Source organism: Mesorhizobium sp. WSM1293 (assembly GCF_000513875.1).
GTDB classification, from domain to species: domain Bacteria; phylum Pseudomonadota; class Alphaproteobacteria; order Rhizobiales; family Rhizobiaceae; genus Mesorhizobium; species Mesorhizobium ciceri.
In genome coordinates this window covers 104,755-117,083 of sequence record NZ_AZUV01000011.1, presented here as the reverse complement: position 1 = coordinate 117,083, position 12,329 = coordinate 104,755, and the positions used below count along the sequence as shown (strand labels likewise).

The window sequence follows — 12,329 nt, the reverse complement described above, 5'->3', positions numbered from 1 at the left end:
CTCCCCAGATCAGCACCGACGCAGTCGTGCATGTTCCCCGGGGCATAGCACCCGACATCAAGGGCGGGTATCGTTGAAACTAGCTATGCCCGCCGCGCCGCGATCCGCCGCTCAGGCCGCGGGCACATGCAGGGCCAGCACGGTTTCGCCGCGCCGCGACCTTGTGTCGAGCGTGCCGCCCAGCCGTCCGGCCCGGGCCCGCATCGAGCGCAGGCCGGTGCCCGGGACGGGCGCTTCCGAGGCGGCATCGAAGCCGACGCCATTGTCCTGGATGGCCAGGCTCAGCGTCTCGCCGCGCCGGTGCAGGTCGATGACGACGCGGCTTGCCTGGCTGTGCTTGAGCACGTTGGTCAGGCCTTCCTGCAGGATACGGACGAGATCGAGGCTTCGCGCCGCCGGCAGGTGGCAGTCCTCCAGCCCGGTCAGGTTCCACACGCAATCGATGTCGCGGCTTTCGCATGCCAGCGTTTGGCGGCGGCGCAGCGGCGCGATCCACTCGGCCAGCGACTGGCCGCCCGTCGGGTCGTCGGCGGCGGTGTCGATGATCACCCGCAACTCGTCGCGCAGTTCCTTCAGCACGGACAGGAAGCGATCGGCCGGAAGGTTCTGCGGCGCATGCTCCAGCATGGCGATCGAATTGACCAGGGTGCCGCCCATGCCGTCATGCAGATTGTGGGAAAGGGACACACGCTCGGCCAGCCTGGTGTTGGCCAGGATGACCTCATGCTGCTGATGCAGCGTCAGCGCAAGTTCCTCCCTGGCGGTTTCGATCTTGGCCGTGAGCTCGTCGTTGAACCCTTCGATGCGGCGCATGTTGGCGACGAAGTTCCAGGCCAGCACCAGCGCCATGCCGACCATCTGGAAGTGGGATGTCAGCGTGATGTAGTAGACGTTGCCAAGAAGGATGCCGAGATAGGTCATCAGGTCATGCACCGCGGCCACGACGGTGAGCGCGTTGACGATATGGAGGACGATGTGGTCCAGCCGATTGCTGCGCCAGGTCAGGCCGATCGACAGGAAACAGGCGCCGATGTAAAGCAGCGACCAGGACAAGGCCAGGAGGTTGAGCATCGGGCCGAGCCACGAATGCGGCGTGGCAAACAGGGCTGCGGCACCGATTGCCAGCGCGGTCCACAGCACTGCTTCGCCCCGGGGAAAGCGGCGCTCGGCGAAACGGATGACGAACAGCACGAAGGCGGCGGCCATGACCATGAAAGAGAGCATGATGAAACGCTGCCATGTGTCGGTCGTCCCGAACGGCCAGGGGCTCGTCACCACGAAATTGAGCGAATAGCAAAACCACGCAATCGTCATCAGGGCGAACCAGCCATAGGCCTTCAGGCTTCGGCGCAGCAGCCAGACGACGAAAAAGAAAGTGCCAAGCGCCGCGGTGACGCCGAGATAGAAGACCGGCAGCTCGCGGCGAATCCAGAATTGCTGGACAAAATGGGCACGCGTCGCGGAAGGCGGGCCGATCAGGACCGGACCAAGGCCTGGCTGGTATGGCGCCAGGCCCGAGACCCTGATCAGCAGCGTGTTGGTGCCGGCATGCAGGACCGGGTCCGCGAACTGCCAGTAGCGGGGCACGTTCCATGAGCGCGTCAACGGCTCGACGAGGAATTCGTCGCGTCCGAGTTCCGCTCCGTTGACGGAGATCGATCCGGCCAGTGTCCAGTAGTTCAGCGCCAGGCCCAGCGGTTCGGCTGCGTCGGGCCTGTCGAAGGTGAGGCGGTACCAGACCACGCCGTCGAAACCGGGCCAGCGCGTCGTCCAATCGTCGGGCAAGGTCACGCTGGTCCAGCCGGTGGCCGGCGGCGCGGCGGCGTCCCAGCCGGATCGCACGGCCTCGATCGTCTTGAACGGCACGGCCCCGTCGGCGGCAAAGGCGATGCCGCCCGGCGCGAGGAGCAGGAATATCAGGGCAAGAAGCCTTGCGACCGCGCCTCGAAGATCGCTTCCGTCCGGGATTTGACCGACAGCTTCTTGTAGATGTTGCGAATGTGGCATTCGACCGTGAACCTGGAGAGGGAAAGGACTCCCGAAATCTCTCGATTGGTGAGCCCCTTGGCAACGAGGTTCAGGATCTCGACCTCGCGCGGCGTCAAGAGAGGCGGGGCCGCGGCGGGCTTGCCGCGCCCCGGCCTGTCGGTGGAAGAACGGGCACGCCCGGACGGCGCCGGCGCCGACACCAGTTCCAGGATGCGCCGGGCGATGAAGGGATCGATCGGCGCGCCGCCGCGAATGGTGCTGCGAATCGAAAGCGAAAGCTCGACGTCGTCGCGCTCCTTCAAGAGATACCCGGTCGCCCCGGCACGCAGGGCTTCGAGGATGGTGTTTTCGTTGCTCCAGGCCGAGATGACGAGAATCGGCAGCGCCGCGTCGTGCTCGTGCAGGGAGCCGATGAGGTCGATGCCGTTGCCATCGGGCAGGCCGACATCGACCAGCGTCATGGCGAAGGGTTGGTCGACGAGCAGGGCCTTGGCCTGCGCGATCGAGCCGGCGAAAAACAGCTCCTCCTGAGCGTAGCCAAGGCCCCTCAGGATCGAGCGCAACCGCACCTGCATCATCGGCTCGTCCTCGACGACAAGCAGCGGGCTCGGCAGCAGTGCTTCCGATGGCAGGTCGATGGCGGGATGTTCCTTGGACGACATGAACCTCGACGCGAATGGGGCTTTCACCGATAGCAGCCGGGGCAGAAAATACCCAGCTGATCGCACCCAGTCTGCCATGGATCGGTTGCCGCCGACATAGCTGGGATCAGGTAGAGCGGGCCGGGCATGGCCGTTTGTAACTGGAGCCGTGTAGCGGACCGGTTTCGCGACATCCAACGGTTGCCTCTAGGCCCGATCCTGCTGCAATCGGAGGAGTGACAATGCGTCAACATCTGCTGAACGGTTGGCTCGTGGCAGCCCTTGTCGCGACGACATGCCTGCTCGGCGTGACCGCTTACGCGGAGGTGAAGGAAGACATCTCGCGCGTCGCCTGCACGCGTGGAGGAAAGGCTCCTGGCGAGCGGGGCGCACGGTGTGATACCTGTGCCGCCGCGCGATGCGATGTGCGCGCATCAGGAGCCTGAGCGGCAGCCGTCAGGGGACGGCATGAGCGGCAATCCGCCAGCCAAACCGGCGCGTGCATTCGGTTCAACGATCCGCGCAGCCGAGATAGAATTTCCGATCAGACAAGCCGGATGTTGCGTGCGGGGCTGAATCCCTTGCCGCGCAAGGGTTTCAGACGCGGGCGCCGTCGAATCTTTCGCGCGCCGCCTTGACGCGCATGGTGTTGGCGCGCGCCCATTCGCTCAGTGCGCTGACGGGGATCAGCAGCTCGTGGCCGAGCTCGGTCAGCTCATAATCGACGCGCGGCGGAATGGTTGGAAACACGGTGCGGGTGACGAAGCCGTCACGCTCCAGTCCGCGCAAGGTGGTGGTCAGCATCTTCTGCGAGATGCCGCCGACGGCTGCGCGCAATTCGTTGAAACGCAGCGGTCCGTCGCCCAGCTTGCCGACGACCAGAACGGTCCATTTGTCGCCGACGCGCTGCAGGATTTCCGAGATGGCGCGGCAGTCTTCAGAGCGGTGTGGGTGCCTCGGTAACAAAAAAGTGCCTTCTTGTGCATCGCGTTTGCAGTATCTCATATAGCGCAGGTATCCAAATGATACCAGTACTTCGTGCAAGGAGAGCCCTTATGTCCAAACCCAAAATTGCCATCGTCGTCGGATCGACGCGCGCCGCTCGTTTCGCCGATGTGCCAACCCAGTGGATCGCCAAGATCGCCAAGTCGCATGCCGACATCGATGTCGAGATCGTCGACCTTCGCGACTTCCCGCTGCCGTTCTTCGACGAGGTCGCATCCTCCGCATGGGCGCCGTCGCAGAACGAAGTGGCACAGCGCTGGCAGAAGAAGGTCGCCGAATTCGACGGCTTCATCTTCACCGCCGCCGAATACAATCACGGCCCGACGGCGGTGCTGAAGAATGCCATCGACTACGCCGCCAATGAATGGAACAAGAAGCCGGCCGGCTTCGTCGGCTATGGCAGCGTCGGTGGCGCTCGCGCCGTCGAACAGCTCCGCCTTCATGCCGTCGAATTGCAGATGGCGCCGGTCAAGTCGGCCGTCCATATCGCCTGGGGCGATTTCCTCGCCGTCCGCCAGGGCGAGAAGAAGCTGGAAGACCTCGAGCATCTGAACCAGGCCGCCACGGCGCTGGTCAACGACGTTGCCTGGTGGGCCAAGGTGCTCAAGGCAGCGCGTCAGGCCGACGCCGTCGCCGAGGAAGTCAAGGCGGCCTGACCGCCGGTTCGAATTATCCTCCCAAGGATCCGGGGCGGCGCTTGCGCCGCCCTTTTTCAATTATAGCGGCTCAAACCGAAAGCTGGCGCCGGATCGGACGACGCGGCCGATACCGGGCGAATCCAGATGCGCGCCGGCGACGAAACAATGATCGTCGGCAGCAAGCGCCAGCAACCGCAACCGGCTTTCGCGCGCCTGGTCCTGATCGGCATCGAATTCCCACGTCACCTCAGGTCGATCGAACTGAAGCGATGGGACGTGAACGGTGTCGCCCCAAATCAGAATGCGTTCGCCACCGCTCGAAACACGAAAGCAGCTGTGTCCCGCTTCATGGCCATGGGCTTCGACAATGTCGACATGTGTCCCGATACGGTCTCCGGCTTCGAAGGGTTCCGCCATGCCGTGAAATCGTTCGAGCCGCGCTTCGGCGCGAAAAAAGCCGAGTTCTTCCCCGGGAACGAGCAAACGCCCCAGGCGCGGGAAAGCGTCGCGGCCGTCGGCAAGCACAAGACCATGGATGTGGTCGAGATGGGTGTGGGTGAAACAGACGGCACGGACTCGTCCGGCATCGATGCCAGCTTCGTCCAGCGCCTCGGGAAGTCGGCCCATGGTGGGATGCCAGGCGTTCGAGGCACCGGTATCGATCAGGATGATTCCGTATCCATCGTCAATCGCGAAGGCATTGACGGACAGTCTGAGTTGACCACCAACCAATGCGACTTGTTGCGGCAATTCATCGCCAAATGGCTTGTCGCCGGGTTGCCGAAGCCGTCCGATCGGCATGTCGACATAGCCATCGCGCAAGGAGGTGATGCGCAAGTCACCAAGATCGTAGGTCTGATAAAGGTCGCCCGAAGCCATGCGGTGCATTTTTTCCGATCCGTTCTGCAGACAACCGGCAACATGCGACGGGCCAGCTGCGTCGGCAACCCGCCCCGTCAATTCGATCTGTGCCATGTGTGCGTGCGTCGCCTGCCGTGGCCGGATGATGCAGTCGGCGAGGCGGTCCGTTTCGTTCAACTCGCCGGCACGGTGCTGATACCCTGATGTCACGATAGCCTCGGCCCAATCGGGGTTGGACTGCTACATCGACCGGGCTGCCATCTGGTCGCGCCCTTTGCCCTGATATATCCGGCTGCGATCCGTCACATGAGTGAAGCCGTGAAGACATCCAGCCCGACCGGCGCCGTTTCCCCGATGATCCCGGTGCTCGTATGCGCGCTTGCGATCTTCCTGCTGTCCGGGATGGATGCGGCGATGAAGATCCTGGTCATCGCGATCGGGGTCTACAACACCTTGCTGTGGCGCAGCATGGTCGCGGCCGTGGTCGCGGGCGCAGCCTGGTTGGCGGGACCACGCTTAAAGCCGACCATTCCGGTGCTGAGGCTGCATGCGCTGCGTGCCGCAATTGTCGGCGTCGTGCTGATATCCTTCTTCTGGGGCTTGGCCAGGCTGCCGCTCGCGGAGGCGATCGGGCTCAGCTTCGTGGCGCCCTTGTTTGCGCTGTTTCTCGCCGCGCTGCTGCTGGGCGAACGGATCCGACGCCAGGCTGTCTGGGCATCGTTGGCCGGCATCGCCGGCGTCGCCATCATCATGGCCGGCCAGTTCGGGCAGGCAGACTATTCGCAGGACGCCATGCTCGGCACGGCAGCGGTGCTCGTGTCGACGGTGTTCTACGGATACAATCTGATCCTCGCCCGGCAACAGGCGCAGTTGGCCAAGCCGATCGAGATCATGCTGTTCCAGAACCTTTGCGTTGCCATCCTGCTCGGCCTCGCGGCACCCTGGCTCGCCGTCGCCCTGCCGAGCGATCTTTGGCTTCCTTTGGCTGGGGTGACGGTGCTGTCGCTCGCCGGGCAATTCCTGATGAGCTGGTCCTACGCCCGCGCCGAAGCGCAATATCTGATCCCGACGGAATACTCGGCCTTCATCTGGGCGGTCGCGCTTGGCTGGTTCTTCTTCGGCGAGGAGGCGACCTGGACCACGCTGACGGGAGCGTGCCTGATCGTCGCCGGCTGCCTGATCGCCGCGCGGGCCAATCCCAGGCTTGCCGAGCCCATCGAAGTGGCGGTTTGAACGTCGACGTTCAACGCCCCGCAGGATCGCGAAATACCCCAGTCTCCACCTCGTGCATGAAGTGAGCGATGAGAGCCGCGCATTGGCGATGATGCGTTTCGAGAAGCATGTGCCCGCTCTCAAAGACATGGATTTCGACGGCGTCGAGATCGCGGCTGTAGGCCATGATCTCGTCCAGCGCGAAGAAGGCGTCGTGGCGCCCCCACAGCACCAGGCATGCTGGCTGTTGGTCGCGGAGATAGGCCTGGATGGCCGGGAAGCGCGCGATGTGCGAGCCATAATCGGTGAAGAGTTCGAACTGAATGTCGGTGTTGCCGGGCCTCGCCAGGCGCTCCGTATCGAGATGCCAACCCTCGGGCGGAAACAACACTTTCAGACGCTCGGGGAGACCGCCGATATATTGGTTTCGGGTCCCCTCGAAATTCATCCAGTCCGGCAGTCTGGCGCGGTTTTCTTCAGTCGGTTCGGCGAAGAACGCCTTCGGCGCGTCCCATTCCGGTCCCAGCCCCTCGTCATGAGCGTTGCTGTCCTGGGCGATCAGGCCGAGGATTCGATCCGGACGCCGTGTGGCGAGATGATAGCCGACGGGCGTGCCGAAGTCAGTGATGTGGAGGAAGAATCGCTGGAGGCCGAGGGCCTCGATGAAGGCTTCGATCGTGCTGGCCAGGTTGTCGAACGTGCAGTCATAGGTATCGATGGAAGGGGCGGACGAAAAGCCGAAACCGGGCAGATCCGGCGCCACCACATAGGCTGTCTCCGCCAGCGGTTCGATGACATTGCGATAGACGTGCGACGAAGTCGGATATCCGTGCAGCAGCAGGATTGCCGGTCTGCCGGGATCGCCGGCATGACGGTAGAAGATGTCGAGGCCGTCGACATTGATGGTTTCGTGGCGGGTCTTGTAACGATTGCTGCACATCCTCTCCCTCCCGGGGGTTCCGCGCCGATCTGGCGACGCGCTGGCTTTGACACCACGTATCCGTATGATAGTGGTTACATCATGTAACCGTATAATCCGGTTAATGAGGTTATGTTCCATGGGCGATGCATACACCGAATGGGTACCGGATCACTTCATAGGCGGGCATCCCGCTTTGGACCTGTCGAACGCCGTGTTCGACCGGCGGGCGCCGGCAGCAGACAATGAACTCTTCAAGTCCGTCCGGGATGTTGCGAACTGGTTCAGCGCCTCAGGGCTTGCCGACGATCGCCAGGCGCAGGCCGTTGCCGAGATAGCGGATGGGCGGTTCGTGGAAGGGGTCCGCGAAATGCGGGAGGCGTCATTTCAGGTTTTCGATCCAATCGCCGCGGGCAAACCGTCTGCGGTCGAACCGCTCGGCGTGTTGTTCTCGCGCACGGCAAGCTCGCTTGCCGCCGGGTCTATCGAGCTGGATGGCACCAGGCCGGAGCTTGCCCTTGGCCGGTGGCGCGATCCGGACGCCGTCACCGCGTTGCTGGCCATGCTATCCATCCAAGCGTTCTTCACCCTGCCGCGCGACAGGCTGCATTCCTGCCCTCGCTGTGGCTGGCTTTTCCTCGATACGTCGCGAGGTGGCAAGCGGCGCTGGTGCAGCATGCGCACCTGCGGCAACCGCGAGAAGGTGTCGCGCCACCGAGATCATACCGACGTCTAGACTGGGTTAGCGCACCACGTCGCCTTTGCTGCGGGTGGGCCGGATGCCGGCGCGTCACTCCGGAAGACCGGCCTTGCGAAAACCATCGACGAAATGCTCGAGCGTAGCGGCGTCGCGGAATGGCTCGGTCGTCGCCCAGTGATGGGTTGTGAAATGCGGGTTGCCGACGAGGAACAGTTCAGCCTCTGCGCGCGCCTCGTCGAGCCGGCCGAGTTGGGCCATGCTTGCCGCCAGGAAACGGCGTGAGCTTGTGCGATAGGTCTCGTCACGGCGCAACGTCTCGATAGCGGCTTGGTAGTCGCGCGCCGCATATTGCGCCTGGCCGAGCGTCAGATAGTACCAGCTCGCCGGAAACGGGTTCAGCCGGAACGCCTTGCCGATGTGCTCGAGGCCCTCTTCGACCCGTCCGGCCAGGACCGCGATGTCAGACAATGCCGCCCAGGTGTCGGCCTCGTTCGGGTCGAGCTCGATCGCTTTGGCGAATTCCGCATCCGCTTCAGTGAAGTTGCGCTCATAGGCAAGCAGATAAGCCAGGATCCAGCGACAGCCGGCATCGTTGGGATCGATCGCCACCGCCTTGCGCGCCAGCTCCAGGGCAACGCTGCGGGCAGCCTCGGTTGGTCCGCCCCAATGCACCTGTCCCATCCAGTGGTTCATGGCAAGCCAACGATAGGGCTCGGCATAATCAGGATCGAGCGACACCGCGCGCGTCAGCATCAGATGCGCTTCCTGCGCCATCTGCGGCGAGTCGTCGATCAGCTTTCGCGCCCGCACGCAGAGGTCGTAGGCCTCCAGATTTCGCGGCCGATTGCGCGGCGGCGGCGCGCGCAGCCGGCCAAGCAGCGCTTCCACGATCTTGGCCGTCACCTCGTCTTGAACGGCAAAGATATCCTCCAGGCCGCGATCGAAGCGTTCCGCCCACAGATGATCGCCACTCATCGCGTCGACCAGCTGTGCGTTGATGCGCATGCGCCCCGCGGCGCGTCTTGCACTGCCTTCCAACAGGTAGCGCACGCCAAGATCCCCGGCGATCTCGCGCACGTCCATCGCTTTTCCCTTGTAGGCAAAGGTGGAGTTGCGGGCGATGACGAACAGGCCGGAGATTCTGGACAGGTCGGTGATCAGGTCTTCCGTCAACCCATCCACGAAGGGATCCTGCTCGGGATCGTTGCTGAAATTGACGAAGGGCAGCACGGCTATTGACGGTTTGTCGGGCAGCGGCAAGGGTTTTCGCCTGGCCTCGCCCAGCTGTTCGACGGCCCCCGTGAAACGGTAGCCGACGCGCGGAACGGTGGATATCCATTCGCCGTTGTCGCCGACGGGGCCAAGCAGCTTGCGCAGCTGCGCGATCTGGACGGTGAGATTGCCTTCCTCGACGGCCGTGCCCGGCCACGCGGCGTCCATCAGTTCGGCTTTTCCGAGGATTTCGCCGGGCCGCCCGACGAGTGCCGCAAGCAGGCTCAGCCCGCGATAGCCGACGGCAACGGGGACATCGTTCCGAAGCAGCGTTCCCGCACGCGGATCAAGCACGAACGGACCAAAGGCAAAACGCGATCCCTGCATAGGCGCATCTATAGGGCCGCTCTAGCTCGTTTGGAAGTTTTGGGAACTATTTGGGAGGGCTTAATTACGGCGCCGTCCGTATCGCGCAGAATTCAACCTCATCGAGAGCCCCAGGCCCTCAAACCATATGGAGGTTGCCATGACCAATACCCTCACTTGTGCAGCGCGGCCGGGAACGCCCGTGCGGCCGGCATCGCGCCGGCTCCTGAAGACCCTGCGAAGCATCATCGCGAGCTGGCACGATCGGACCTGGCGCGAGCGGATACGCTTTCGCTGGCAGCTCAGGCAAATGTCGAAGGACAATCCGCATCTGATCGACGACATCGGCCTGACGATACAGCAGGTCGAGGGAGAGATCGCCAAGTCCTTCTGGGAACGATAGAGCGAAATGCCGCAAATCGCGTCGACCGTCAGCGCACCGCCTCGCGATGGGCGCCGGCCAGGCGGGTGGCGATCAGCTTGTCGATGCGGCGGCCGTCGAGATCGACCACCTCGAAGCGCCAGCCCTGCGCGTCGACGCATTCGCCAGTCGCCGGCAGATGGTGCATATGCGACAGCACATAGCCGGCGACGGTTTCGTAATCGCGGTTTTCCGGCAGGTCGATGCCGAGAATGTCGGCCATCTCGTCGGCCTGCATGTAGCCGGCGAGCAGCCACGAGCCGTCCTCGCGCTTGACCGCGTTTTCCTCGTCGCCGGCGTCGGTGTCGGCGCGGAACACGCCGGTGATGGCTTCCAGAATGTCGGCCGGGGTGACGATGCCTTCGAAATGGCCGTATTCGTCATGCACCAGCGCCATCGGCACGTCGGATTCCTTTAGCTTCTGCAGCACATCGAGCGCGTCGGCCTGGTCGTAGACGATGGGGGCTGCGCGCACATGCCTGCGCGGATCGAGCACGCGGCCGGCAAGCAGTGCGGCCAGCACATCACGCGTCTGGACGACGCCGACCATGACGTCGACGCCGCCGTCGCCTGCCGGCAGGCGCGAATGCTGGGTTTCCATGAGCAGCTTGCGGATGGCCGCCTCGTCGGATTGCAGATTGATCCAGTCGACTTCGGTGCGCGGCGTCATCACCGCGCGCACGGCGCGGTCGCCAAGCCGCATGACGCCGGCGATCATGCGCCGCTCGTCGGATTCGATGGTGCCGTGATGCTCGGCCTCGGCGACCAGCATCTTGATCTCCTCGTCGGTGACCTTTTCCTCGCTTTCGCCGCGCTGACCGAGCAGCCACAATATGGTGCGGCCGGAGAAGTCGAGCAGGAAGACCAGCGGCGCCGACACCGTGGCGAGGATGGTCATCGCCGGAGCGACCCTGGCGGCGACCCGCTCGGGATCACGCAACGCGATCTGCTTGGGCACCAGCTCGCCGACGATCAGCGAGAAATAGGTGATGATAGCAACGACGATGCCGACGCCGAGCGGGTCGGCGACAGTCTCGCGGATGCCGGTCGAAGCCAGGAACTGCGCCAGCCGTTCGCCGAGCGTGGCGCCGGAAAAGGCGCCGGAGAGGACGCCGACCAAGGTGATGCCGATCTGCACCGAGGACAGGAACTTGCCGGGATTTGAGCCAAGATCAAGGGCGCGGCCGGCGCCATTGGTGCCGCGGTCGATCATCGCTTTCAGCCTGGCCGGGCGCGACGAGACGATGGCGAGCTCGGACATCGACAAAAGGCCGTTCACGCAGATGAGGACGACCACGATAGCGATTTCGACGTATAACATGAGCGGTCAATAGCATTGCGGCGCGGTCTTCGAAAATAGTCCGGCGTGATTTTTGAGAAATGACCGGTATTTCGCTCACGCGGCATCCCAGGGCGGCGCCGAAAAATGTTCGACGAGGGCGTCGACGACAACCCGCACCTTTGGCGTGAGCGCGCGCGTCACCGGCCAGACGGCATGCACGACGATGTTCTCGACCAGGCATTCCGACAGCACCATTTCGAGATCGCCGCTTTTGAGGCTGTCGGCGGCCAGCCATGTCGGCAGGAAGGCGATGCCGCAGCCGGCGAGCGCCGCATCCAGCATCGGTTCGCCATGGCCGAGAACGAGCCGCGCCTTGGGCACGAAGGTTGCGAGATGGCCGTCGGAATGTCTGATCACCCAGGGGCGGACGATGCCCTCGCGACCGTAGCCAATGACGCTGTGATCGGCGAGATCCTCGACCGATTGCGGCCGGCCATGCCTGTCGAGATAGTCGCGAGCCGCGCATATGGCCGAGCGCTGAGCGTAGAGGCGCCTGGCCGCTAGCGACAGGCTGTCGTCGAGTTCGCCCATGCGGATCGCCAGGTCGATGCCCTCCTCGATCAGGTCGACGCGGCGGTCATTGAAGGAGACTTCAACCGTCAGGTCCGGAAATTTCCTCGAAATCTCGAACAGCACCGGGGCGACGCAGCGTCGGCCGAAGGCCAGCGGCACGTCGACCCGAAGCCGGCCAGACGGGACCTGCCGACGCGAGGCGAGCAGCGACTGTGCGGCTTCGATCTCGGCCAGGGCCCGGACGCAGGCTTCATAGTAGCTGATGCCTTCGCTGGTCGGACTGAGACTGCGGGTGGTGCGGTTCAGCAAGCGAACGCCGAGCCTCTGCTCCAGCTGCGCGATCGATTTGCCGATCGCCGACTTCGTCACATGCAGCCGCTCGCCGGCGCTAGTGAAGCTGCCGGCCTCCACCGCCTGAACAAACGCAACGGTGCCTTGCAGGTCGGCCGTTTCCATGGCAATTTCCTATTGTCGACTTTTAGTCCGCAATCAGTGTCAAATTATACCGCA

Annotated in this window: 12 protein-coding genes; 4 read left to right on the top strand and 8 right to left on the bottom strand. The window is 63.8% G+C overall.

Features of this window, described 5'->3' with window-relative positions; all coding sequences use genetic code 11:
- Positions 1-111 precede the first annotated feature (111 nt).
- The 3 genes from M729_RS0115555 to M729_RS0115545 form a co-directional block, all read right to left on the bottom strand.
- Positions 112-2,007, bottom strand: coding sequence for a 7TM diverse intracellular signaling domain-containing protein (locus tag M729_RS0115555; RefSeq protein ID WP_084652653.1), 1,896 nt, complete (start codon positions 2,005-2,007; stop codon positions 112-114).
- The gene (locus tag M729_RS0115550; RefSeq protein WP_032808595.1) at positions 1,917-2,651 is read right to left on the bottom strand and encodes a response regulator transcription factor; all 735 of its coding nucleotides are present in this window, start codon (positions 2,649-2,651) and stop codon (positions 1,917-1,919) included. Before M729_RS0115550 ends, M729_RS0115555 begins: the two co-directional genes overlap by 91 nt.
- 576 nt (positions 2,652-3,227) lie before the next feature.
- Positions 3,228-3,596 carry a helix-turn-helix domain-containing protein gene (locus M729_RS0115545; protein ID WP_027162128.1) on the bottom strand — a complete coding sequence of 123 codons (369 nt, stop codon included), beginning with the start codon at positions 3,594-3,596 and terminating at the stop codon, positions 3,228-3,230.
- 89 nt (positions 3,597-3,685) lie between these two features.
- Between M729_RS0115545 and M729_RS0115540 the strand changes: the two genes are divergently transcribed.
- Entirely contained in the window at positions 3,686-4,291 is a 606-nt protein-coding gene (locus M729_RS0115540; RefSeq protein ID WP_013530052.1) for an NADPH-dependent FMN reductase, read from the top strand.
- A 60-nt stretch (positions 4,292-4,351) separates the two neighbouring features.
- Here the strand turns inward: M729_RS0115540 and M729_RS1000000137300 are convergent, their stop codons facing one another.
- Positions 4,352-5,074, bottom strand: coding sequence for an MBL fold metallo-hydrolase (locus M729_RS1000000137300; RefSeq protein WP_245267589.1), 723 nt, complete (start codon positions 5,072-5,074; stop codon positions 4,352-4,354).
- Positions 5,075-5,440: 366 nt separating this feature from the next.
- Here M729_RS1000000137300 and M729_RS0115530 point away from each other — a divergent pair, with 366 nt between their 5' ends.
- On the top strand, positions 5,441-6,367 hold the full coding sequence (locus tag M729_RS0115530) for a DMT family transporter (protein WP_027162126.1): 927 nt from the start codon (positions 5,441-5,443) through the stop codon (positions 6,365-6,367).
- A gap of 10 nt (positions 6,368-6,377) precedes the next feature.
- Here the strand turns inward: M729_RS0115530 and M729_RS0115525 are convergent, their stop codons facing one another.
- Positions 6,378-7,406, bottom strand: a complete 1,029-nt coding sequence (locus tag M729_RS0115525) for an alpha/beta hydrolase (RefSeq protein ID WP_245267587.1) — start codon at positions 7,404-7,406, stop codon at positions 6,378-6,380.
- On the opposite strand from M729_RS0115525, the gene M729_RS0115520 reads away from it, so the two are divergent.
- Entirely contained in the window at positions 7,405-8,001 is a 597-nt protein-coding gene (locus tag M729_RS0115520; RefSeq protein ID WP_027162124.1) for a CGNR zinc finger domain-containing protein, read from the top strand. The genes M729_RS0115525 and M729_RS0115520 overlap by 2 nt on opposite strands.
- A 54-nt stretch (positions 8,002-8,055) precedes the next feature.
- On the opposite strand, the gene M729_RS0115515 is transcribed toward M729_RS0115520, so the two are convergent.
- Entirely contained in the window at positions 8,056-9,564 is a 1,509-nt protein-coding gene (locus M729_RS0115515; protein ID WP_027162123.1) for a winged helix-turn-helix domain-containing tetratricopeptide repeat protein, read from the bottom strand.
- Positions 9,565-9,703: 139 nt separating this feature from the next.
- Between M729_RS0115515 and M729_RS0115510 the strand changes: the two genes are divergently transcribed.
- Entirely contained in the window at positions 9,704-9,946 is a 243-nt protein-coding gene (locus M729_RS0115510; RefSeq protein WP_013530057.1) for a hypothetical protein, read from the top strand.
- 28 nt (positions 9,947-9,974) lie between these two features.
- Here M729_RS0115510 and M729_RS0115505 read toward each other — a convergent pair whose 3' ends face one another.
- Together M729_RS0115505 and M729_RS0115500 are read right to left on the bottom strand one after the other, a co-directional pair.
- Positions 9,975-11,285, bottom strand: a complete 1,311-nt coding sequence (locus M729_RS0115505; protein WP_027162121.1) for a hemolysin family protein — start codon at positions 11,283-11,285, stop codon at positions 9,975-9,977.
- A gap of 75 nt (positions 11,286-11,360) precedes the next feature.
- The gene (locus M729_RS0115500) at positions 11,361-12,275 is read right to left on the bottom strand and encodes a LysR family transcriptional regulator (RefSeq protein WP_027162120.1); all 915 of its coding nucleotides are present in this window, start codon (positions 12,273-12,275) and stop codon (positions 11,361-11,363) included.
- Positions 12,276-12,329: the final 54 nt, after the last annotated feature.

What these genes read in the sequence shown, in the direction of transcription:
- M729_RS0115500 (WP_027162120.1), bottom strand. Translation starts at nt 12,275, where the DNA reads ATGGAAACGGCCGACCTGCAAGGCACCGTTGCGTTTGTTCAGGCGGTG.
- M729_RS0115515 (WP_027162123.1), bottom strand. Translation starts at nt 9,564, where the DNA reads ATGCAGGGATCGCGTTTTGCCTTTGGTCCGTTCGTGCTTGATCCGCGT.
- M729_RS0115510 (WP_013530057.1), top strand. Translation starts at nt 9,704, where the DNA reads ATGACCAATACCCTCACTTGTGCAGCGCGGCCGGGAACGCCCGTGCGG.
- M729_RS0115505 (WP_027162121.1), bottom strand. Translation starts at nt 11,285, where the DNA reads ATGTTATACGTCGAAATCGCTATCGTGGTCGTCCTCATCTGCGTGAAC.
- M729_RS0115555 (WP_084652653.1), bottom strand. Translation starts at nt 2,007, where the DNA reads ATGCCACATTCGCAACATCTACAAGAAGCTGTCGGTCAAATCCCGGAC.
- M729_RS0115520 (WP_027162124.1), top strand. Translation starts at nt 7,405, where the DNA reads ATGGGCGATGCATACACCGAATGGGTACCGGATCACTTCATAGGCGGG.
- M729_RS0115525 (WP_245267587.1), bottom strand. Translation starts at nt 7,406, where the DNA reads ATGGAACATAACCTCATTAACCGGATTATACGGTTACATGATGTAACC.
- M729_RS0115540 (WP_013530052.1), top strand. Translation starts at nt 3,686, where the DNA reads ATGTCCAAACCCAAAATTGCCATCGTCGTCGGATCGACGCGCGCCGCT.
- M729_RS1000000137300 (WP_245267589.1), bottom strand. Translation starts at nt 5,074, where the DNA reads ATGCCGATCGGACGGCTTCGGCAACCCGGCGACAAGCCATTTGGCGAT.
- M729_RS0115550 (WP_032808595.1), bottom strand. Translation starts at nt 2,651, where the DNA reads ATGTCGTCCAAGGAACATCCCGCCATCGACCTGCCATCGGAAGCACTG.
- M729_RS0115530 (WP_027162126.1), top strand. Translation starts at nt 5,441, where the DNA reads ATGAGTGAAGCCGTGAAGACATCCAGCCCGACCGGCGCCGTTTCCCCG.